The 20,411-nt window shown below is 66.4% G+C and carries 20 protein-coding genes; 12 read left to right on the top strand and 8 right to left on the bottom strand.

The window, feature by feature from the left end; translation table 11 throughout:
• Positions 1–10: 10 nt before the first annotated feature.
• Positions 11–484: a cupin domain-containing protein gene (locus tag AC6EUL_RS00160; protein WP_056219264.1), complete on the bottom strand. Its 474-nt coding sequence runs from the start codon at positions 482–484 to the stop codon at positions 11–13.
• 870 nt (positions 485–1,354) lie between these two features.
• Here AC6EUL_RS00160 and AC6EUL_RS00155 point away from each other — a divergent pair.
• Positions 1,355–2,143 carry a Crp/Fnr family transcriptional regulator gene (locus tag AC6EUL_RS00155; RefSeq protein WP_499868139.1) on the top strand — a complete coding sequence of 263 codons (789 nt, stop codon included), beginning with the start codon at positions 1,355–1,357 and terminating at the stop codon, positions 2,141–2,143.
• Positions 2,144–2,227: 84 nt separating this feature from the next.
• On the opposite strand, the gene AC6EUL_RS00150 is transcribed toward AC6EUL_RS00155, so the two are convergent.
• Entirely contained in the window at positions 2,228–2,431 is a 204-nt protein-coding gene (locus tag AC6EUL_RS00150) for a ribosome modulation factor (protein ID WP_056219272.1), read from the bottom strand.
• Between the two features lie 495 nt (positions 2,432–2,926).
• Here AC6EUL_RS00150 and AC6EUL_RS00145 point away from each other — a divergent pair, with 495 nt between their 5' ends.
• The 6 genes from AC6EUL_RS00145 (at position 2,927) to AC6EUL_RS00120 (ending at position 8,540) form a co-directional block, all read left to right on the top strand.
• Complete coding sequence (locus AC6EUL_RS00145; RefSeq protein WP_056353490.1) at positions 2,927–4,018, top strand: sensor histidine kinase; 1,092 nt, start codon at positions 2,927–2,929, stop codon at positions 4,016–4,018.
• Positions 4,015–4,467 (top strand): response regulator, encoded by a 453-nt coding sequence (locus AC6EUL_RS00140; RefSeq protein ID WP_499868137.1) that lies wholly within the window; start codon positions 4,015–4,017, stop codon positions 4,465–4,467. The genes AC6EUL_RS00145 and AC6EUL_RS00140 overlap by 4 nt, the downstream gene beginning before the upstream one ends.
• Before the next feature lie 109 nt (positions 4,468–4,576).
• Positions 4,577–5,860 carry a nickel pincer cofactor biosynthesis protein LarC gene (gene larC / locus AC6EUL_RS00135; protein WP_499868135.1) on the top strand — a complete coding sequence of 428 codons (1,284 nt, stop codon included), beginning with the start codon at positions 4,577–4,579 and terminating at the stop codon, positions 5,858–5,860.
• Complete coding sequence (gene larE, locus AC6EUL_RS00130) at positions 5,857–6,684, top strand: ATP-dependent sacrificial sulfur transferase LarE (RefSeq protein WP_499868133.1); 828 nt, start codon at positions 5,857–5,859, stop codon at positions 6,682–6,684. Before larC ends, larE begins: the two co-directional genes overlap by 4 nt.
• The gene (larB, locus tag AC6EUL_RS00125; protein ID WP_056353501.1) at positions 6,681–7,382 is read left to right on the top strand and encodes a nickel pincer cofactor biosynthesis protein LarB; all 702 of its coding nucleotides are present in this window, start codon (positions 6,681–6,683) and stop codon (positions 7,380–7,382) included. The genes larE and larB overlap by 4 nt, the downstream gene beginning before the upstream one ends.
• A gap of 48 nt (positions 7,383–7,430) precedes the next feature.
• The gene (locus AC6EUL_RS00120) at positions 7,431–8,540 is read left to right on the top strand and encodes an aldo/keto reductase (protein WP_499868132.1); all 1,110 of its coding nucleotides are present in this window, start codon (positions 7,431–7,433) and stop codon (positions 8,538–8,540) included.
• Between the two features lie 357 nt (positions 8,541–8,897).
• Here AC6EUL_RS00120 and cynS read toward each other — a convergent pair whose 3' ends face one another.
• Genes cynS through AC6EUL_RS00100 form a run of 4 tightly spaced genes read right to left on the bottom strand, consistent with a single transcriptional unit; the run spans position 8,898 to position 12,612 of the window.
• Positions 8,898–9,386, bottom strand: a complete 489-nt coding sequence (gene cynS / locus AC6EUL_RS00115) for a cyanase (RefSeq protein WP_056219292.1) — start codon at positions 9,384–9,386, stop codon at positions 8,898–8,900.
• Between the two features lie 35 nt (positions 9,387–9,421).
• Positions 9,422–10,402 carry an ABC transporter ATP-binding protein gene (locus tag AC6EUL_RS00110; protein ID WP_056353508.1) on the bottom strand — a complete coding sequence of 327 codons (981 nt, stop codon included), beginning with the start codon at positions 10,400–10,402 and terminating at the stop codon, positions 9,422–9,424.
• 5 nt (positions 10,403–10,407) lie between these two features.
• The gene (gene ntrB / locus AC6EUL_RS00105) at positions 10,408–11,247 is read right to left on the bottom strand and encodes a nitrate ABC transporter permease (protein WP_499868128.1); all 840 of its coding nucleotides are present in this window, start codon (positions 11,245–11,247) and stop codon (positions 10,408–10,410) included.
• A 3-nt stretch (positions 11,248–11,250) separates the two neighbouring features.
• A complete protein-coding gene (locus tag AC6EUL_RS00100) occupies positions 11,251–12,612 on the bottom strand; it encodes a CmpA/NrtA family ABC transporter substrate-binding protein (RefSeq protein WP_499868126.1) in 1,362 nt (453 codons plus the stop codon).
• 174 nt (positions 12,613–12,786) lie between these two features.
• Here AC6EUL_RS00100 and AC6EUL_RS00095 point away from each other — a divergent pair, with 174 nt between their 5' ends.
• The 5 genes from AC6EUL_RS00095 to AC6EUL_RS00075 all read left to right on the top strand — a co-directional run bounded on the left by AC6EUL_RS00095 (position 12,787) and on the right by AC6EUL_RS00075 (position 18,659).
• Complete coding sequence (locus tag AC6EUL_RS00095) at positions 12,787–14,688, top strand: sigma-54 interaction domain-containing protein (protein WP_499868124.1); 1,902 nt, start codon at positions 12,787–12,789, stop codon at positions 14,686–14,688.
• A gap of 157 nt (positions 14,689–14,845) precedes the next feature.
• A complete protein-coding gene (locus AC6EUL_RS00090) occupies positions 14,846–15,775 on the top strand; it encodes an aldo/keto reductase (RefSeq protein ID WP_499868122.1) in 930 nt (309 codons plus the stop codon).
• Entirely contained in the window at positions 15,765–16,499 is a 735-nt protein-coding gene (locus AC6EUL_RS00085) for an NADPH-dependent F420 reductase (protein ID WP_499868595.1), read from the top strand. Before AC6EUL_RS00090 ends, AC6EUL_RS00085 begins: the two co-directional genes overlap by 11 nt.
• Positions 16,500–16,579: 80 nt before the next feature.
• The gene (locus AC6EUL_RS00080; protein WP_499868593.1) at positions 16,580–17,863 is read left to right on the top strand and encodes an NTP/NDP exchange transporter; all 1,284 of its coding nucleotides are present in this window, start codon (positions 16,580–16,582) and stop codon (positions 17,861–17,863) included.
• Between the two features lie 322 nt (positions 17,864–18,185).
• Positions 18,186–18,659 (top strand): Ros/MucR family transcriptional regulator, encoded by a 474-nt coding sequence (locus AC6EUL_RS00075; protein ID WP_056219319.1) that lies wholly within the window; start codon positions 18,186–18,188, stop codon positions 18,657–18,659.
• A 98-nt stretch (positions 18,660–18,757) separates the two neighbouring features.
• Here AC6EUL_RS00075 and AC6EUL_RS00070 read toward each other — a convergent pair whose 3' ends face one another.
• Entirely contained in the window at positions 18,758–18,991 is a 234-nt protein-coding gene (locus AC6EUL_RS00070) for a hypothetical protein (protein ID WP_499868120.1), read from the bottom strand.
• A 69-nt stretch (positions 18,992–19,060) separates the two neighbouring features.
• Complete coding sequence (locus AC6EUL_RS00065; RefSeq protein WP_499868118.1) at positions 19,061–20,233, bottom strand: YncE family protein; 1,173 nt, start codon at positions 20,231–20,233, stop codon at positions 19,061–19,063.
• Between the last annotated feature and the right edge of the window lie 178 nt (positions 20,234–20,411).

Raw genomic sequence — 20,411 nt, 5'->3', positions numbered from 1 at the left:
CGAGGCCGCCCTACCAGACCGGCTCGGGACCGTACCAGGTGAAGTGCTTCTTGACCGGTTCGATCACGTCCCAGGTGCCGGAGAAGCCCGCCGGCGTGACGAAGGCATCGCCGGCCCGGTAGGTCTTCGCGACGCCCTCCGCGTCCGTCACCGTCACCACGCCCGCGATCAGTTGGATGAACTCCGCCCGGCCGAAGTCGATGCGGAACTTGCCGGGCTGGCAGGTCCAGATGCCGGCGGCGAACAGGCCGTCGGGACTTCTGTAGACGTAGGTCGCCGTCTGCTCCGGCTTGCCCGACAGGATGTGTGAGCGCTCAGGCCAATACGCGGATTCCCGCGGCTGAAGCGCCGGGAAGTCGTAGGTCCGCTCGACCGGTCCCTCCAGCACCGGGGGAGGTGCGGCGGGCCGCCGCCACGACGGCAGCGTGCCGACGAGGGCCATCACGGGACCCGCGAAGGTGTGAAGCAGGCGTGCAATTTCCATTCGAGATCCTCTGACCCTCTCCGACCGAAAGTCATGGGTCCGCATGTGAACCGCAATGCAATCATCGACTTTCGGCGCTTGATTTGAACAGAACACTGAATGGATCCTTAAGTGCAGAATGCATAAACCAACATGTCGTTTTTCATCGATACTAGTGGATGATTTGTCGGTGAGCGCCATGGCGCGGAGCGATGGCGCTCGCTGAATTTCCGGCCCACGGAACAGCCGCGGTTGTGCATCTATCTCAAGTTGCATATCCGCTGGCTGATCCATCACGTCAGCGCGACACCTTCACGTGTAATAGATTTTGGACAGATCTCTACGTCTAACAAATGATTGTTTCGTAGCGCACACACAGTTGACGCATGGAATCTTGCGGATCGAAATCGGCAACTGCACTTGCATCGATACTGCACTTGCATCGATAATGGATAAGGGGCTTATTTGTGTTCCGGGTCTGATGGGATCTGGCTCCGTCTCGAAAACAGGGTCGAGTGATGGAAGAAGCCGGAACATCACGGGGGCCGGTCGCCGAAAGCGACACGATTCTCCCCCTCGACTTGTACGAAATCCTCCGGAAGGCCGGTTCTCGCGTTGCCGGCCCGCTGACGACGGCGGCGGCGACCGAGGCGCTTCGGAGGCGCCAACGCGTCGATCCGCCCGTCATCGAGCCACGGCGTCAGGATGGCGACCGCTCAAGGCCCTTTCGGTGTTTCCCCAGGCACAGTGTGACCTTCGTTCTGCCAACGACCTGCCATCGCGAGGATCCGATCACGCGGGGCTTCGGCGACGCGGCTTGGCTCGCGAAGCCCACGATCCCCTGGGACGTCGTGAGTGCCCACGACGAATTTGCGATCGGGAGTGTGTGACATGGGACAGGCCCTCAGCAGTCAAACGTCCGGCGATCGCGTCCTCGTCCCCATGATGAAGTCGCCCGCGTCTGCGCTGATACAGAAGCTCGAAGCGTTCCAGGACTTGTCGACGGAGGATCGGAATGCACTGTCACGTCTGGCGACGACCGCGCGGGACTACCCCGCTCATACCGACATCCTGCGCGAGGGAGAGCCCGCCGACGGCGTTCTGATCGTGGTGAAGGGGTTCGCCTGTCGCAACCAGTTCCGTCAGAACGGTGCACGGCAGATCACCGCCTTCCTGGTCCCCGGTGACCATTGCAACCTGGAAGCCGGCCTCATCAATCGGATGGATCACGCCGTGAGCACGCTCTCACCCTGCCGTGTGGCGCGCGTGAACGCGGATGCCCTGCAGGCGATCCTGCGGCAACACCCGGCCATCCGGCAGGCCCTCCGGATGAGCATCCTCGTCAACGAGGCCACGCTCCGCGAGTGGATCGTCAACATCGGATGCCGGACGGCCGTCGAGCGCATCGCGCATCTGTTCTGCGAACTGCACCTGCGCCTCAACGCGGTGGGACTGACTCGGGGGATGACCTACGAACTACCGTTCACGCAGAGCGACATCGCTGTCACCGTCGGGTTGTCGAACGTGCACGTCAACCGTTCCCTGCAGGCCCTACGCCGCCAGCGGCTCATCGCCTTGTCCGGCAAGCGGCTGACCATCCTCGACTGGGCCACCCTCAGCGAATTGGCCGAATTCAACCCGAGCTACCTGCAACTCGGTCGCCGGAGTCTGGATAGATGACTCGAACCGAGGCGTCGGTCTGCCTCGGTTCGAGGCTCGGGTGCCGAGCCGCCGGTTCTTAGAGCACCGGGTGATAGGCCCGGCTCAGGCTTTGACGGACGATTGGGGATCGATCGTACCGGTTTCGCTTTCCGGACGATCGTCGGAGGCCTCGTCGAACGCCTGCATCCAGGCGGCTCGGTCCTCGCTTCCCTCGGCATAGGGGCAACTTTCGCGCTGCCTGCCGTAGAGGCGGGCATTGCGGCCCTTGATGAAGGGGCTGTCGCTGGCGGTCGCACCGTCGCTCATTTTTCGTATCCCAATGGTTGGGCCGCACGCCGGGGGGAGGACGTCCCATGGCGTTCGTCGGTCGCACGGCCCTGTTGCGCGTCAACCCGGAGCCGGCCGCTCCGGTTCATCCGCGTCCGATCACGAGAGCGCTCTCACCCGTGGCGCCGATGATTCGCGGCATGCGCCACCGCGCGTCGGAGGTTCCGGAATAGATCCTCGACCGCGTAGGGGTTGCGAAGCAGCTCGAAGCCGTGTCCATCGCGGATTCTGCCGCGTGACGCCTCCCTATCCCACGCCCGTCGGCGCGTCGCTCACCCGCTGTCGAGCATGACGGCGAAGGCGTCGGAACCATTGCGCGGACCATGGATTGCGATAGGCGCTGACGTTAGACCTGTGCCTGCAGTGTGTCGGCCCTGGCCGATGGATGACCCTGCACCGCCTTTTCGTTGTTCACTGGCCAGCGGCATCGCTGTCCGTTCCGGGAAACGATCGTTCGTGCCGAGTTTTGGACCGATGCAGACGTTCGATACGACCACGACCACCCTGACGACCCTGCGGCGCGGTTCGCAGCTGTACGAAACGGAGCGGCGACTCAACGCGGTCCTGAACAATGCCTCGGTGGCCATCTTCCTGATGGATGACCGCCAGCACTGCGTCTACATGAACCGTGCCGCCGAACTGCTCACCGGTTTCAGCTTGACCGAGGTGCTCGCGCGCGATTGCCCGCTGCACGACATCGTCCATCACACCTACCCGGATGGCCGCCCGTTCCCGCTCGCGGAATGCGCCATCGACCGCGCCTTTCCGGAGAACAACCAGGAGCGCGGCGAGGAGGTGTTCGTTCATAAGGACGGACATTTCTACCCGGTCGGATTCACCGCCAGTCCCATCCGCGACGACGAAACCCGCATCATCGGCACGATCATCGAGGTGCGTGACATCACCGAGGAGAAGGCGGCCGCCGAGCGTCAGCGCCTGCTCACCAATGAGCTCAACCACCGGGTCAAGAATACGCTGGCGACCGTTCAGTCGATCGCTGCGCAGACCTTCAGGGGCAACACCGACGCCGCCGTGCGCCAGACCTTCGATGCGCGGATGGTCGCTCTGTCGAACACGCACAACGTGCTCACGGCCGAGAACTGGGAGAGCGCGAGCCTGCGCAGCGTCGTCGAGGGCGCCCTCGCACCGCATGCTCTGGCCGAGGTCGATACGGCGCGCTTCGACCTCGTCGGCCCGGACACCCGCCTGCATCCGAAGGTCGCCGTAACCCTCGCGATGGCGCTGCACGAGCTCATGACGAACGCGGCCAAGTACGGCGCGCTGTCCGTCCCGGAAGGCCGGGTCGGCGTATCCTGGACCCTGGAGCCGGGGGAGTCGGGCGAGCGCCTCGAACTCGTCTGGACCGAGACGGGCGGGCCGCCGGTCGCGGAGCCCACGCGGAAGGGATTTGGCAGCCGGCTCATCGAGCGCCAACTGCCGATGGAATTCGACGGCAGCGCGGACCTGACCTTCGCGCCGACAGGCGTGACCTGCCGTCTCCGGATCCCGCTGACCGCCCTCGGGTGGCATGGGCAGGAACGGGTGACCGGACGGACCGCCCGATGAGCGGCCTTCAGGGACGGCGCGTTCTACTGGTGGAAGACGAGAGCCTTGTTGCCATGCTCGGCGAGGACATGCTCCTCGATCTGGGTTGTGAGGTCGAGGTCGCCATGCGCCTCGACAAGGCGATCGCCCTGGCCCGCGGGGCGGACCTCGACATGGCGATCCTCGACGTGAATCTCGGGGAAACCTGCAGCTATCCCGTGGCCGACGCCCTGTTCGAGCGCGGCATCCCCTTCATCTTCGCGACGGGCTACGGTCTCTCCGGCATCGAGCCCGCCTACAAGGCCATCCCGGTGATGCAGAAGCCCTATCAGGTGGCGCAGATGGAGCGGCTGCTCCGGCACCTGCTCACCTGCGAAACCCCGTCCTCCGCAGGGACCGTGCAGCCGCTGCCGTGCGGGTGCTCGTTCTGGGCGAAGATCGTCGGCCCGCTCCAGATCCGGGCGGACTGAGCACCGTCGCTGCGGCCTTCGGTCTCCGAGCCGAGGCGCTTGCCGCCGGACCTTTCCGAACGATGTCGCGTTCGCTCCTCGCGGTGACGGGACAACGAACACGACGCGCATGCAGATTCATCTGGACGCCCTTGGCGGCGTCGCCGGCGACATGTTCGCCGCCGCCCTTCTCGATCTCTTTCCCGACCGGGAAGCCGGCGTGCTGGGGAGCATCCGAGCCGCCTTGCCGGGGGTCTCGTGCGAACTCGTCGGACACAACGACGGCATCCTCGCCGGGCGCCGCTTCGTCGTCGCGCGCAGTGCGGAGCATCGGGACGGCGTCGCTCCCGGTCACACGCATCGCCATCACGCGCATGAGCATGGCCACCGACACGATCCCGCCGGCGGAGCCGGTCACGGGCATCGCCACTGGTCGCAGATTCGCGCGGACCTGCAGGCCTGTCCGCTCGAGTCCACCGTCAGCGCCCACGCGATCGGTATCTTCACCCGTCTGGCCGAGGCCGAGGCGCGGGTCCATGGCATCGCCGTCGAGGCGGTGGCGTTCCACGAGGTCGGCGCCTGGGATTCGATCGCCGACATCGTGGCGGCTGCCCACCTGATCGCGGCCCTGGATGCGGAGGCCTGGAGCGTGTCGGCCCTGCCCCTCGGCTCGGGCCGGGTCCAGACCCAGCACGGGCCGCTGCCCGTGCCGGCCCCGGCCACGAGTCTCCTCGTCGAGGGCTTCGAGACCCTGGACGACGGTGTGCCGGGTGAGCGCGTCACCCCGACGGGGGCCGCGATCCTGCGCTACCTGCGGGACATCGCACCGCCGATTCCTGCGGCGCCGCGGATCCTGAAGGGGTCGGGCATCGGCTTCGGCACGAAGGTCCTGCCGGGCCTGAGCAACTGCCTGCGCGCGGTGGCGTACGAGGCGGCGACGTCGAACGGGAGTGGCGAGCACCGCGACCTCGGCGTGATCGAGTTTGAGGTGGACGATCAATCGGCGGAAGACCTCGGCATGGGCCTCGATCGCCTGCGCAGGCACCCCGACATCTTCGACGTCGTCCAGATGCCGGTCTTCGGCAAGAAGGGACGGATGATGACCCATGTGCGGGCGCTCGCCCGAGCCAGCGCGCTGGACGAGGCGATCGCGGCCTGCTTCCGCGAAACCACCACGATCGGCCTGCGACATCGCATCGTCTCCGGCGCAGCCCTGCCGCGGCGGATGCACACGGTCACGGTGGAGGGTCAGACCATGCGGGTGAAGGTGGTCGACCGGCCGGGTGGACGCACCGCCAAGGCGGAGGCCGACGACGCAATCGCGCAGGAGACCCACGCCACCCGTGCCGGCCTGCGCCGCGCCGCCGAGGGCCTGGCGCTCCAGGCGGATGACGAGGCGGGAGGCGCGGCATGAGCCCCGAGGTCTTGCAACGTCTGAACGACGTCATCCTGGCGATCGGACCTCTCGCGGTCGCGGTCAGCGGCGGTGTCGACAGCCTGACCCTCGCCGAGACCGCCCACCGCCTGCTCGGGGCCGACCGGGCGCTGATGGTCCACGCGGCTTCGCCGGCGGTGCCCGTCGAGGCGACGCAGCGGGTCCGGAACGAGGCGGCGCGGGCGGGCTGGTCCCTGCGCGTGGTCGAGGCCGGCGAGTTCGCCGACCCGAACTACCTGGCCAATCCGGTCAATCGCTGCTTCTTCTGCAAGACCAACCTCTACGGCACGATTCGTCAGGTCACCGACCGGATTATGGTGTCGGGCGCCAACCTCGACGATCTCGGCGAGTACCGCCCGGGCCTCGACGCGGCGCGCGAGCACGGCGTCCGCCATCCCTACGTCGAGGCCGGCTTGGACAAGGCCACGGTGCGATCGCTCGCCCGAGCGCTCGATCTCGGATCGGTGGCGGAGCTTCCGGCGGCGCCCTGCCTGTCGAGCCGCGTCGAGACCGGGATCCGAATCGAGCCCGAGACCCTCGCCTTCATCCACGCCGTCGAGGGCCTGGTGAGTCGCAGCCTCGAGGCGGGGATCGGACCGCGCCGTGCCGTGCGCTGCCGCGTCCGGGCCGCCGGGATCGTGGTGGAGCTCGACCCCGTCAGCCTCGCTGCCCTGGACGGCACACGCCAGACCGCGCTGGCGGCGCAGATCCGCGCGGGTGCCCCGGCAAACCTGCCGGAGACTCCGGTGCGGTTCACGACCTATCGCACTGGCAGCGCCTTCCTGACGGGAGCGGCCCGATGAGCGTCTCCGACGAGTTCGTCCTCGATTTCGCCCGACCCGAGCGGATCGGCCTTGAGGAGGCGATCTACGCGGCCGGCAAGTCCCCGGTGCAGATCGACGCGATCCTGGACGCCGCCACGGCGCGCGGCGCGCCGCTGCTGCTGACGCGCCTCGACGCCGACAAGCACGCGGCCCTTGCCGGGCATCACCGGGACCGGATCGATTACTGCGCGGTGTCGCGCACGGCGATCTTCGGGCGAGCCCGGCCGCTCACCGGGCCGGCCCGGATCGGCATCGTCGCAGCCGGGACCTCCGACGTTCCGGTCGCTCGGGAGGCCGTGCGGACCTTGGCCTATCAAGGGCATGCCACGACCCTTTTCGCCGATGTCGGGGTCGCCGGGCTCTGGCGCTTGACCACCCGGCTCGACGAAATTCGCGCTCATCCGATTCTCATCGTGGCCGCCGGCATGGACGCGGCCCTGCCGAGCGTCGTCGGCGGCCTCGTTGCCAGCGCCCTGATCGCGGTGCCGACCTCTGTCGGATACGGGGTGGCCGAGGGCGGCCGTACGGCCCTCGACGCCATCCTGGCGAGCTGCGCCCCCGGCATCACCGTCGTCAACATCGACAACGGCTACGGGGCCGCCTGCGCGGCGATGCGCCTGCTCCAGGCCGCCCGCACCCTCTCGGAAGCCAATCGCGTCGAGGGGACGGCGGCCTGACATGCCGCACGCATCCCGCAACATCCCCCTTCACACCGGAGAGCAGACATGGAACGCCGCAGCTTTCTCCAGGGCGCCGCAGCCGGCGCCGGACTCGCCGCCACCAGCAGTGCCAGCGCGGCCGTGACCGCCCCCGGCCTGCCCAACACCCGGCCGAAGGACCCGGCCGACCTGCCTCTGCTCAGCGATCCCGGCGAGCGCCGGGGCGAGATGCTGTACCGGTCCTTTGGTCGCCACGACGAGAAGATCTCGGCAATCGGGATGGGCGGCTTCCACCTCGGCAAGAACGCGGTCTCCGACGACGAGGCGACCCGCCTCATCCATGCCGGCATCGAACGCGGCATCACGTTCATGGACAATTGCTGGGACTACAACGGCGGCCGTTCGGAACTGCGCATGGGGGTCGCCCTCTCACAGGGCGGCTACCGCGACAAGGTCTTCCTGATGTCCAAGATGGACGGTCGCACGAAGCAGGAGGCGATGCGTCAGATCGACGAATCCCTCAAGCGCCTGCGCACCGATCGCATCGACCTCGTGCAGCACCATGAAATTCTGCGCTTCGACGATCCGGACCGGGTCTTCGCCGAGGGCGGCGCCATGGAGGCCTTCGTGGAGGCCAAGAAGGCCGGCAAGCTGCGCTACATCGGGTTCACCGGCCACAAGGACCCGCGCATCCACCTTCAGATGCTCGAAGTCGCCGAGGAGCGCGGATTCCAGTTCGATTCCGTGCAGATGCCTCTCAACGTGATGGACGCGCATTTCCGCTCGTTCGGGCATCTCGTGCTGCCCTACCTGGTCCAGCACGGAATTGCGGCCCTCGGCATGAAAACCTTCGGCGACGGCGTCATCCTAAAGAGCGACGCGCCGATCAAGCCGCTGGAATACCTGCACTTCTCCCTGAACCTGCCGACCACCGTGGTGATCACCGGCATCGAGAGCCAGCGCGACCTCGACCAGGCCTTCGAGGCGGTGAAGACCTTCAAGCCCATGGACAAGGCGACCGTCGCCGAGCTTCTTGAGCGCAGCAAGCCCTACGCGCTCCAGGGCAAGTACGAGCTGTTCAAGACTTCCGCCACCTTCGACGGCACGGCCAAGAACGCGGCCTGGCTCGGCGAGGACGTGGAAAGCGTCAAGAAGCTCGCGCCCACGATGGAATGAGACCGGACGGCACCCGGGCGTTGTGGGACCGTCCTGGTCCGAGACTTCCAACCAGGTTGCCTGCAGCACCACGTCATCCCGGGTCCGCGCTGCGGAGCCCGGGATCCAGACACGCAGGAGGCGCAGACCTTCCACGCGTCGGCGGTTCTGGATTGCACGCCTCCGGTCGCGCACCTTCGGGTCCGGGTGCGCCTGCGGCGCCCCGGAATGAAGAAGCTGTCAGGCTTGCGATCGCCTGCCTTTCACGGATGGCCGTGCCGTCACGCCCCACGGGGATCCGCGATGGCTTGATGAAAGCCGAAGTACAGAACGATGCGTCGAGGCCGCTCACCCGCTGGCCGAGCGGCCTCGCTCCAATCAGCCTTCCTTAAAGCCGTAATCCGGGACCCCTTCCTCGTTGCCGTAGTACTTGTACGGCAGGAACTTGCCCGAGAGATTCATCTTGACCCGGTCGCCCTTGTTGTTGGGCTCGCGTTCCATGGTCATGTTGAAATCGATGGCCGACATGATGCCGTCGCCGAACTCTTCCTGGATCAGCTCCTTCCAGGTGGTGCCGTAGACCATCACCAGCTCGTAGAAGCGGTAGATCAGCGGGTCCGTGGGCGGCATCTGCGCGATCGAGCCGCGGAACGGCGCCTCGTTCAGCATGCGCTCCTCTGACTGGCTGAGGCCGAACAAGGCAGCGGCCTTGGCGGCCTGGGCCTTGGGCAGCTTCATCTGGCCCATGCAGGCGGCGGTGATGAGGATCGGCGAGATGCCGCCGATCTCATCCTGGATGTACTTCCAGGTCCAGCCCTTCTCGCGCTTGATGTCGAGCAGCTTCTCGGTGAGGTCTTCGCGCTTCATGGCTTGGGTCTCCGTGGCGAGTGGGTGAGGGAAGGTCAGGCGCGCCGGGCGGGGGGCGCGTCCGCCGACAGGGCGGTGGCATCGGCCTCGCTGAGGCTCGGGCGGATCACGGGCGGGTGGCGCTGGTCGTAACCGGCCGGCATCGCGTCCCGGAGCGTCTTCGAGCGGCTGACGAGGAAGTCCATCAGGTGGTTGCGCAGCGCGTAGTAGCCGGGCGCATGATGCAACTGCGTGCGGTCGCGGACCTTCGGCAGCGGATTCTCGACGATCTCCGCCACCTTGGCCTGGGGGCCGTTGGTCATCAGCACGATGCGGTCGGCCAGGTAGATCGACTCGTCGACGTCGTGGGTGATCATGAACACGGTCTGTCCGGTCTCGACGCAAATCCGCCGGACCTCGTCCTGCAACGTGCCCCGGGTGAGCGCGTCGAGGGCCGAGAAGGGCTCGTCCATGAGCAGGATCTTGGGCTCGATGGCCAAAGCGCGCGCGATGCCGACCCGCTGCTTCATCCCCCCCGACAGTTCCGACGGCCGCTTGTGCTCGGACCCGGCGAGCCCCACCGTCGAGATGGCCTTGCGGGCCCTGGCCTCGACCTCGGCCCGGGGCGCCTGGCGCCAGCGCGACGCGACCGCGTAGGCGACATTGCCCAGCACCGTACGCCAGGGCAGGAGCGCGTGGCCCTGGAAGATCACCGCCCGATCGAGGCTGGTCCCCTCGATGGCCTGCCCGTCGGCAATGACGACGCCCTCGCTCGGCGCCTCCAGCCCGGCCAGAATGTTCAGGACCGTGGTCTTGCCGCAGCCGGAATGGCCGATCATGCAGACGAACTCGCCCCGGCGCATGGGCAGCCACAGGTTCTCGAACACGGTGGTGTTCTTGCCGCCCGGCGCCGGATAGCGCCGGGCGATGCCCTCGATCGAGATGAATTTTTCCGAGGACGGCATGGTCTGGGACGACATGCGGGCGTCTCCGGTCTTGTCCGAGGATTTGGAGCGGAACGGGAGGAGGGCGGTCATGGCGCTCACTCCGGGAAGGTGACGAGGCGTTGTGCCTGCGCCAGCAACTGGTCGAGGATCATGCCAACGAGGCCGATCACCAGGATCGAGGTGATCACGTTGGTGATCGAGAGGTTGTTCCACTCGTTCCAGACGAAGTAGCCGATGCCGGTGCCGCCCACGAGCATCTCGGCCGCCACGATGACGAGCCAGGCAATGCCGATGGAGATGCGCATGCCGGTGAGGATGGTGGGGGCGGCTGCTGGGAGGATCACCGTGACCGCCCGGCGGAAAGGTCCGACCTCCAGGGTGCGGGCGACGTTCAGCCATTCCCGGCGGGTCCCGGCGACGCCGAAGGCGGTGTTGATCAGCATGGGCCAGAGCGAGCAGATGAAGATCACGAAGATCGCCGAGAGCCCGGAATCCTTGATCGTATAGAGGGCGAGCGGCATCCAGGCCAAAGGCGAGACCGGCTTCAGGAGCTGGATGAAGGGATCGAGGGCCCGGCCCATCAGGGGCGACATGCCGATGAGGAAGCCGATCGGGATCGCCACGATCACGGCGAGCCCGTAGCCCAGCGCCACACGGCCGATCGAGTAGGCGAGCTGGATGCCCAGCCCCTTGTCATTCGGCCCCCGGTCGTAGAACGGGTCCTTGAGGTGCTTCCACATCGTCGCCCCGACATCGAGGGGCCCCGGCATCGCCGACTTGCCGGTGGTGGCGCTGGCGCCCATCAGGGCGGCGTATTCCGGGTCCATCGCCTCGGTCTTGCCCGTGCCGCTGACCGCGATCTGCCATAAGAGCAGGAACGCCAGCAGCAGGCCCAGCGAGACGAGGCCGGCGCGGAGGGACAGGCTGGTGGCCATGGCTCAACCCGCCCGCTTGATCTTGAAGGACGCGAGATATTCCTTCGGCTTGGCCGGATCGAAGGTCTTGCCCATGACCGCGAAGGTCTTGCTGGTGGTCTCGGGCGGGGTAAGCCCGTTCTGCTTCATCAGCCGGGCGGCATCGGTGGCGAGATAGACCTTGGCGGCCACCGCCGCGTAGTCGACATCGCCCTTGATCTGACCCCAGCGCTGCATCTGCGTCAGGATCCAGACGGCGAAGGACTGCCACGGGAAGGCATCGAAATCGACGCGGTCGGGCACCTTGCGCACGTTGCCGAGGCCGTCCGCGAAGGTGCCGGTGAGAACCTGCTCCACCACCGTGACGGGCTGGTTCAGGTAATTCGCCGGGGCGATCTGGGCGGCGATCTCCTTCCGGTTTTCCGGCTTGGAGGCGTAGGTGGTGGCCTCGATGATGGCCCGCAGCAGGGCCGCGTAGGTGTTGGGCGTCTGGGTAATGAAGTCCTGCGAGGCGGCGAAGGCGCAGCAGGGGTGCCGGTCCCAGATCTCCTTCGACAGGATGTGGATGAAGCCGACGCCGTCATAGACCGCGCGCTGGTTCACGGGATCGGGGGCCAGGAACCCGTCGATGTTGTCGGCCCGCAGGTTCGCGACCATGTCGGGCGGCGGCACGGCGCGGATCTGCACGTCCGTGTCGGGATCGATGCCGGCCTCCGCGAGGTAGTAGCGCAGCAGGTAGTTGTGCATCGAATAGTCGAACGGCACCGCGAGCTTGAAGCCCTTCCAGTCCTTCGGGTCGCGCCGGTCCTTGTGCTTCATGGCGAGCGTGATCGCCTGGCCGTTCACGTTCTCCACCGCCGGCATCGTGTAGGGTTGCGGGTTCGAACCGACGCCCAGCGAGATCGCGATCGGCATCGGCGCCAGCATGTGGGCGGCGTCGTATTCGCGGTTCAGGGTCTTGTCGCGGATCACCGCCCAGCCGGCCGTCTTCACCACGTCGACGTTCAGGCCCTGCTTCTCGTAGAAGCCCATGGGTTTCGCCATGATGATCGGCGTGGCGCAGGTGATCGGGATGAAGCCGATCTTCAGGTCGGTCTTTTCGGGCTTGGCGCCCTCGGCAAAGGCCTCGGCGATCAGGCGGGTGGGCAGGAACTGGCTGACGGCCGCCAAGGCTGTCGCGGCTCCGACGCTGCGCAGGAACGCCCGCCGCTCCGCATCGTGGGGAAACAGCGCCCGCATCACCGTCCCGTCGACCACCCGCTGCAGGGCCGCGTCGCCCGTCGGCTGGGCCGCATCGTGTTCACCCTGCGAACGGTGAGCGCCGCAGGAGCAGCCGCCTCGGCCAAGGCGCCGGGTGGCATCGAAGGGATTGTCGAACAGGGCCATGGTCGCCTCGCCACTGGAAACTGCACACTTATGAGCAACCCCCATGCCAGGATCGAAAACGACTGTTTGTTTAGTGAAAGCAAGTGCTTGACCTCGTAGGGCCTGAACACGAAATCTCGTGGTTCACGAAAGATCGTGGTTGCGCAACGAGATCTCGTAACGACATAAGGGTAGATGACGATTCCGCCCGCTCCGCTCGATCTCGGCATTGCGTTTCGCGAAAGCCGCGAGGCGATGCTGGTCCTCGACCCGGATCGGGATCGCGTCGTGGATGCCAACCCGGCGGCCGCCGATCTGCTCGGATATCCCGACACCGTGCTGCGCGGCCTGCCGGCCAGCGTCCTGCATCCGGGCCAACTCCCGACGCTGATCGTGTTCACGCAGGCGGTCCAGGCCAAGGGCCATTGGTGGACCCACGCCCTGACGCCGCGGCATGGTGCGGACAAGGCCCTGCGCCTCGAATATGCTGGTTCGCTCCTGCTCAGCCACCCACCGCTGATGCTGGTGACCCTGGCCGACCTCGACGCGCGCCGTCGGCGCCAGGTGGATGCGCAGGCCGATGCCCATATGCGGGCCGGCCTCTCCGAGTGGCAGCGGATGGAGCGGGTCTTCCGTGATCTCGAACGCGAGAACCAGCTCATCCTGCGGGCGGCCGGGGAGGGCATCTACGGCGTCAACGCGGAGGGGGTGACGACCTTCGTCAACCCAGCCGCCGAGCGCATGCTGGGCTGGACCGCCGCCGACCTCGTCGGGCGGGACATGCACGCCACGGTGCATCACACGCATCCGGACGGGGCGCACTATCACCACCACGATTGCCCGATCTACGCGGCGTTTCGCGACGGTGTCGTGCATCAGGTCGACACCGAGGTGTTCTGGCGGCGTGACGGACGCGCGTTCCCCGTGGAATACACATCGACGCCGATCCGCGACCGAGGCCAACTCCTCGGCGCCGTCATCGTCTTCCGCGACGTCGGCCCCCGGCGCGAGGCCGACGAGCGGCTGCGTCAGGCGCTCGCCGAGGTGGATTCCCTGCGTGAGCGCCTGGAACTCGAGAACGCCTACCTTAAGGAAGAAATTCGCCTCGAAAGCCATCACCAGGGCATCATCGGCCGCTCACCCGCCATCGAAGCGACCCTTCGCCAGATCGACGTGGTGGCGGGCACCGACGCGACCGTGCTGGTCACTGGTGAATCCGGCACCGGCAAGGAGCTGATCGCGCGAGCGATCCACGAGGCCAGCCGCCGCTCCGATCGCCCCCTGATCCGGGTGAACTGCGCCGCCGTGCCCCGAGAGCTGTTCGAAAGCGAGTTCTTCGGCCACGCGAAGGGCGCCTTCACCGGGGCCGTCCGCGACCGGGTCGGGCGCTTCGAACTCGCCGATGGCGGCACGCTGTTCCTTGACGAGGTCGGTGAAATTCCCCTGGACCTCCAGGGCAAGCTACTGCGGGTGCTGCAGGAGCGCTCCTTCGAGCGGGTGGGAGAGGAGCGCACCCGCGCGGTCGACGTCCGGCTGATCGCGGCCACCAATCGCGACCTGCGGGAGGAGGTGCGGCGCGGTCGCTTCCGCGAGGACCTGTATTTCCGCCTCAACGTTTTTCCGATCGCCGCGAGTCCCTTGCGCGAGCGGCCCGAGGACATTCCGTTGATCGCCCAGCACTTCCTCAAGGGCGCGGCGCGGCGGCTCAACATCGCCGAGCCGCGGCTCACGGAAGGCGACGCGCGCCGCCTCAGCCGCTATCCGTGGCCGGGAAACGTCCGCGAACTGGAGAACGTGATCGAGCGGGGGGCGATCCTCGCGGTGCGTGGGCGGCTCCATCTCGACTTGCCGGATGTTGATTTACCGCCGCGCGGCCGTGACGCCGTCGCCACGGCCTTGCCGATCCTGAACCCGTTGACGGAGCTTGAGCGGCGCGCCCGCGACCGCTCCGAGATCGAGGGAGCCCTGACCCTGGCCGGCGGCAAGGTTTTCGGCCCGGGGGGCGCCGCCGAACTGCTCGGCCTGCGGCCGACCACCCTGGCCTCGCGGATGAAGGCGCTGGAGGTCGATGCACGGACCTTCCGTGCGCGACGTTGACGCCGCCCTGCATCGCCCGCTGCTCCGGCCCGTGACGGATACGCCGTCCTTCGCCACCGGCCGTCGCAGGCACGATCCGTGCGCCAGTGGATATGTCGAAGTCCGGCACCGGGCCCTAGATGGTCCGGACGCTCGCCTCGCTGGAGTTCGTGCCCCGATGCATCCCAATCGACGCGCCGTCATCGCCGGCGCCGCTCTTCTGCCTCTGTCGGCAGGTCCGCTGAAGCGCAGGGCGATGGCCGAGACGGCGCAATTCTCCGGATTACTCCGCCGCCCAATTCCTTCATCCGGCGAAACCCTGCCGGTGATCGGCATCGGTACGTCGCGTCGCTACGAGGTCGAACCGACGCCGGAGAAGATCGCGCCGTTGCGCGAGGCGGTCCAGCGGTTCGTTGCGCTCGGTGGAACGGTCATCGATACCGCGCCGAGCTACGGCACCGCCGAGGACGTGCTTGGACTGATCCTCAGCCAGGATGGCCTGCGCGAGAAGGTGTTCCTGTGCAGCAAGGTCGGGACGCCGGGCCGGGAGGCCGGCGCGGCGGAGATCGCGCGATCCTTCCAGCGCATGAAGACATCGGTGATCGACCTCATCGCGGTCCACAACCTCATCGATCCGGATGCAAATCTCGCGACCCTTCGCGATCTGAAGGCGCAGGGGAAGATCCGGTATCTCGGCGCAACGGTCTGGCGCGACAGTCAGCTTGCGGATCTCGAAGCGCTGATGACGCGCGAGACCCTGGACTTCATCCAGGTGAACTACGCCCTCGACGATCGCAGCGCTGCCGCGCGCATCCTGCCCCTGGCAAAGGAGCGCGGGACCGCCGTGATGGTCAACGTTCCCTTCGGGCGCGATCGCCTGTTCAAGGCCGTGCAAGGGCGCGCGCTGCCACCCTGGGCTGCGGAGTTCGACTGCGCGAGCTGGCCCCAATTCTTCCTGAAATACGTCCTCGCGCACCAAGCGGTGACTTGCCCGATCCCCGGCATGGCCAAGGTGGCCTATGTCGAGGACAACCTCGGCGCCGCACGGGGCCGTCTGCCCGATGCCGCGCAACGCACCCGCATGGAGGCCCTCGTCGATGCACTTTGAGTTCGTGACACGCCGCTCGATTCTCGCGCGCGTCTCCGGCGCTGCCGTCGCCTTCGCTCTAGTCGGCTCCGCCTGGGCGCAGACCGAATCGGAGCCGATGCGCATCGGGATCATCGGTGCCGGCAATATCGGCGGCACACTCGGCGGCATGTGGGCTAGGGCCGGCCATCCCGTAATGCTGTCGTCCCGGCACCCAGAAGACCTGAAGGGCCTCGTCGACGGGCTGGGACCCAAGGCCCGCGCCGGGACTCCGGCCGAAGCGATCGCCTTCGGCGACGTCGTGCTGGTGGCGGTTCCCTACAAGGCGTATCCACAGATCGCGCAGGATCACGGTGCCGCCCTGAAGGGCAAAATCGTCATCGATGCCGGTAACGCCACCCAAGCCCGCGACGGCGAGGTCTACGGCGAGGTCCAGGCGAGCGGCATCGCAGCCGTTTCGGCCAAGTACCTGATTGGCGCCCACATCGTTCGTGCCTTCAACGCGGCGAATTACAAGGTGTTCGCCAAGAACGCTCACCGCGAAGGGGGCCGGATGGCGATCCCCCTCGCAGGTGACGACCCTCAGTCCGTCGCGGAAGTGTCGAAGCTCGTCACCGATGCGGGCTTCGATCCGGTGGTCGTCGGACCTCTCAGGACGGCGGACAGCTTCGCCATGGGCTCGCCCGGCTTCGGGCTCGAACTCACCGCTCCGGACCTGCGCACGCGCCTGGGTGTCACACCTTGAGTGGTGAAACGTCCGCCGGCGCATCATCCAAAGTGCCGGCGGGTCAGCAGGCCGCTGCTTGGCTTGGGCGCCTCGTCGATATGCGGCCGGGCGAGGCACCGGCGGTTGCCTGGTCGTGGGCGTACATCTTCTCGATCCTGGCGGCCTATTATGTGCTCCGTCCCATCCGCGACCAGATGGGCTTGGCGGGCGGCATCGAGAATCTGCCCTGGCTCTTCACGGGCACTTTGGTGGGGATGCTGGCTCTTAACCTGCCCTTCGCCTGGCTCGTGAAAACGCTGCCGCGGGCGCGGTTCGTACCGCTCACCTATCGGTTCTTCGCGGCCAACATTCTCGTCTTCGCCGCTACTCTGTACCTCGCGGGTCCAGAAGGGAATATCTGGATCGGCCGTGCGTTCTTCATATGGTTGTCGATCTTCAACCTGTTCGTCGTCTCGGTCTTCTGGGCTACCATCGTCGATGTCTTCTCGACGGAGCAGGGTAAGCGGCTGTTCGGTTTCATCGCAGCCGGGGCGACCCTTGGCGCCATCGCGGGCTCGGCGACGACCGCCATCCTCGCTCGCGACGTGCCGACCTGGGCCCTCCTGACCGGCGCGGCAGTCCTTCTCGAGGCGGCGGTCTTCAGCATGCGCGGACTCGCCCGTTTGTCGGACCGCCTGCGTCAGGCACCGACCGCCGGTGATGCACCGGCCGCCGAGGCCATCGGTGGCAGCGCCTTCGCAGGTATCACGCGGACGCTCCGGTCACCCTACCTTCTGAATATCAGTCTGTTCCTGTTGCTGTTCTCGATCACATCGACGTTCCTGTATTTCGAACAAGCCGGCATCGCGAAGCGCAGCTTTCCCGATCGAGGAGCGCAGACGGCCTTCTTCGCAAGCGTGGATCTGCTGGTGAACGCGCTCACTCTTGGCGTGCAGTTCTTCCTGACCGGACGGATCGTGCGCCGGATCGGTGTGGGGCCGGCACTGGCCGTCCTGCCAGCGGCCAGCATCCTGGGTTTCGCGGCCCTGGCCGTTTCGCCGACGATCACCGCCATTGTGCTCTTCCAGGTTCTGCGACGCGCCGGAAACTTCGCCATCGCACGGCCTATCCGTGAGGTGCTGTTCACGGTCGTACCGCGAGAGGATCGCTATAAGGCGAAGAACTTCATCGACACGGTGGTGTATCGCGTCGGTGATCAGGTCGGGGCCTGGTCATTCGCCGGGATCGCCGCTCTGGGGCTCGGTTCGACCGCTGTCGCCGTGACGGCGGTCCCGCTGTCCGTGGCATGGCTTCTGAACAGTCTCTGGCTCGGGCGTCGGCAAGGGGAGCGTCAGGCGCGACAGGACAGCATCGTGCAGGATCAGACCCCAACCGGCCGGTAGCAGGCCCTGATGCCAAGGAGTTCTGCGCGTGGCGGCGTCACGTGCCAAACCGGAAATCGCTGCGATTCCACATCGGATCGGGCAGTATGGACAACGCTCGCCCTATCCACCGCGGCCCGATGGTTGTGCCGGCGGACGTGCCCGAGCAGACAAGCAATAATCGCGAGTACGATTCCGCGTGCAGCGTCTCTGTTGTGGACATCTCTTATCTGTGATGCGCATGTCAGGCATGTTCATCGCCGAATTTGGCCTCGGGCGCTTGATAAATGTCTACGAATGGGCGATCTGCTGCCTTGGGGGCACAGGGAAAAGAAAACTACGCATGTCCGAAAGCACCGAAATTCAAACGACCGACTTCGTCGATCTCGCCGCCGACATCGTCGCGGCGTATGTATCGAACAATCCAGTCCGGACCACCGATCTACCGGATCTGATCCGCAATGTGCACGCCGCGCTCAACGGCCTCGTCACCGGTGCCGCCCAGACCGCCGAGGAGGTTGCGCCCGAAAAGCCGACGCCCGCCCAGATCCGCAAATCCGTGATGCCGGACGGCATCATCAGCTTTCTCGACGGCAAGAGCTACAAGACGCTGAAGCGTCACCTCAGCAGCCACGGCCTTGATCCCCACAGCTACCGGCAGCGTTACGGCCTCCCGGCCGATTACCCGATGGTCGCCCCGTCCTACGCGGCCATGCGTTCGGAACTCGCGAAGTCAATCGGCCTCGGTCAGGTTGCGAACCGCAACGAAGACGAAGAGGTCCCGCCGAAGACCAAGGGCCGCAAACAGGCTGCGTAAGTCACCGCCTCGCGCCTTGTCGAGGTTACGCTCCCCCTTGACGGCGCGTGACCTCGGCGGTCGTTGCATCAACCCCGTGGCTGGGTATTCGACGGGTTCTAGAGCCAACGTTCATCGACGTCCGTCGCGTTCCGATCGGTGATCGGCTGGGTGTCGTCACCTTGCGCGAAGATTACGATATCGTTGGGACCGACGTCGCGCGTGGCGTAGAAGTCCCAGCGCCGGTGGATGATCCGGGGACCGCCGAAGAGACGGTACGCGTTCCAATAGCGATCATCGCGAAACCCCACATAGTGAACGCTTCGAGCGGCCTGTGCCGGTTCGTCAGGCATGGCTTTGTCTCGGGCGATGGAGAAGCGGCTGAGGTGAGGTTTTGCGTAAATCCCTCGGCATCGACGATCCTATCGTCCGGCCAGAGACGCGGGTTGGCCGGGAAGCGATAGGCGATTGCCCGTATCGATCAGGGTATCGCCCGAGATGCGGTAGATGCCCAAGTTCCGGTCGACGTAATTACAGACATAAACGTAATCGCCGGAGGGACTGAATGCGATACCCTGCGTGACGACGCCCGCTTCCGCCTGGGACGTCATCTGCACGCTCTGTGACGAGAGGGTCAGCAACGCGACAGCGCCAGTCGGCGTATAGCCCGGGCTTCCACGTGCTGCGCTCGACCCCCGGACGATCGAGACGGCGGCATGTCGGCCGTCCGGCGCGATCACCAGTGCTTCCGGCGTGTCGCCGATTCCCAGGTGATCGAGGACGACCGGGCGTCGACCATCGGCGCGAATGACACTGATGGTATCGGCGTGCCCGTCGCTCGGCTCCTGTCCGGTGTTCCCAGTGAGCGCGAGCGTTCCGTCGGGCGTCACATCGAGCCCGTAGACCCCTGCGCCAACGGGCATATCGTACTCCGGCTCATAGCGCACCGAAGTGCCATTGATCGACAGGACGCCAATACGCGCCGCTTTGTTCTTTGCGACGAAGGCGCGCCGTCCATTCGCAGCGAAGGCGACCGCCGCAGCTTCATCGCCCACATCGATCGTTGCGAGCGGCCGAACCTTTGAGCCGAGGATTGAGAGAACGGTGACACTGCGTCCCTCGCGATTGGCGATGAGCGCGAGATCGCCGGTCCTCGAAATGCTGATACCGGAGGGTTGCTGTCCAACCTCGACTGTCTCAATGAGGCGCGGTGGCGTCGCGGTCAGATCGATGACATGCAGGCGATTGTCCGCGTGAGCGTACCAAGCGGTACCGTCCTGGTGCATCAGCACCGAACTTGCGACCAAACCCAGACGCCCGTCCGGCGTGACCCGCAGGTTCGTCGGCGGTCCGTACACCGAGTTGTCGAGAGTGAGGGTATGGACCAAGCGAGGATGTGCCTCATCACTGGCGTCGATGATCCCAACGGCATCACTCCCGTTCGGTCCGTTGCGGCTGCCATCCGGCGCGAAGAACGTTTTGCCATCGAGGCCGACAAGCAGGAAGGCCGGTGCGTCTCCCGAGGCCAAAGCGCGTATCGGGCTAAGGGCGATCAGGAGTGCCATCCCGAGCGTGCAGACGTGAATGCGTGTCATGTCCTGCACATAGGGCAGCTGGATCGGGAGTCCCGTTCGGTACATCCCGGAGCGATCGGCTTACCGGGCCCGCCGGCCGGCACGTTATCGAAACAAACGGAGTCCTGCGCCGAGAAGACCAAGGCCTGCAATGAGCAGCGTACCGCCAGCCCATTCCAAGGCACTCCGACGCCGCGGC

The sequence above is a fragment of the Methylobacterium sp. 001424705 genome, assembly GCF_059816145.1.
The sequence above is the reverse complement of the archived record's forward strand: the minus strand, read 5'-3'. Positions and strand labels throughout refer to the sequence as shown.

Bases quoted from the DNA above. Each gene is read 5' to 3' on its own strand.
- AC6EUL_RS00160 (WP_056219264.1), bottom strand. From the start codon at position 484: ATGGAAATTGCACGCCTGCTTCACACCTTCGCGGGTCCCGTGATGGCC.
- AC6EUL_RS00155 (WP_499868139.1), top strand. From the start codon at position 1,355: ATGGGACAGGCCCTCAGCAGTCAAACGTCCGGCGATCGCGTCCTCGTC.
- AC6EUL_RS00150 (WP_056219272.1), bottom strand. From the start codon at position 2,431: ATGAGCGACGGTGCGACCGCCAGCGACAGCCCCTTCATCAAGGGCCGC.
- AC6EUL_RS00145 (WP_056353490.1), top strand. From the start codon at position 2,927: ATGCAGACGTTCGATACGACCACGACCACCCTGACGACCCTGCGGCGC.
- AC6EUL_RS00140 (WP_499868137.1), top strand. From the start codon at position 4,015: ATGAGCGGCCTTCAGGGACGGCGCGTTCTACTGGTGGAAGACGAGAGC.
- larC (WP_499868135.1), top strand. From the start codon at position 4,577: ATGCAGATTCATCTGGACGCCCTTGGCGGCGTCGCCGGCGACATGTTC.
- larE (WP_499868133.1), top strand. From the start codon at position 5,857: ATGAGCCCCGAGGTCTTGCAACGTCTGAACGACGTCATCCTGGCGATC.
- larB (WP_056353501.1), top strand. From the start codon at position 6,681: ATGAGCGTCTCCGACGAGTTCGTCCTCGATTTCGCCCGACCCGAGCGG.
- AC6EUL_RS00120 (WP_499868132.1), top strand. From the start codon at position 7,431: ATGGAACGCCGCAGCTTTCTCCAGGGCGCCGCAGCCGGCGCCGGACTC.
- cynS (WP_056219292.1), bottom strand. From the start codon at position 9,386: ATGAAGCGCGAAGACCTCACCGAGAAGCTGCTCGACATCAAGCGCGAG.
- AC6EUL_RS00110 (WP_056353508.1), bottom strand. From the start codon at position 10,402: ATGACCGCCCTCCTCCCGTTCCGCTCCAAATCCTCGGACAAGACCGGA.
- ntrB (WP_499868128.1), bottom strand. From the start codon at position 11,247: ATGGCCACCAGCCTGTCCCTCCGCGCCGGCCTCGTCTCGCTGGGCCTG.
- AC6EUL_RS00100 (WP_499868126.1), bottom strand. From the start codon at position 12,612: ATGGCCCTGTTCGACAATCCCTTCGATGCCACCCGGCGCCTTGGCCGA.
- AC6EUL_RS00095 (WP_499868124.1), top strand. From the start codon at position 12,787: ATGACGATTCCGCCCGCTCCGCTCGATCTCGGCATTGCGTTTCGCGAA.
- AC6EUL_RS00090 (WP_499868122.1), top strand. From the start codon at position 14,846: ATGCATCCCAATCGACGCGCCGTCATCGCCGGCGCCGCTCTTCTGCCT.
- AC6EUL_RS00085 (WP_499868595.1), top strand. From the start codon at position 15,765: ATGCACTTTGAGTTCGTGACACGCCGCTCGATTCTCGCGCGCGTCTCC.
- AC6EUL_RS00080 (WP_499868593.1), top strand. From the start codon at position 16,580: ATGCGGCCGGGCGAGGCACCGGCGGTTGCCTGGTCGTGGGCGTACATC.
- AC6EUL_RS00075 (WP_056219319.1), top strand. From the start codon at position 18,186: ATGTCCGAAAGCACCGAAATTCAAACGACCGACTTCGTCGATCTCGCC.
- AC6EUL_RS00070 (WP_499868120.1), bottom strand. From the start codon at position 18,991: ATGCCTGACGAACCGGCACAGGCCGCTCGAAGCGTTCACTATGTGGGG.
- AC6EUL_RS00065 (WP_499868118.1), bottom strand. From the start codon at position 20,233: ATGACACGCATTCACGTCTGCACGCTCGGGATGGCACTCCTGATCGCC.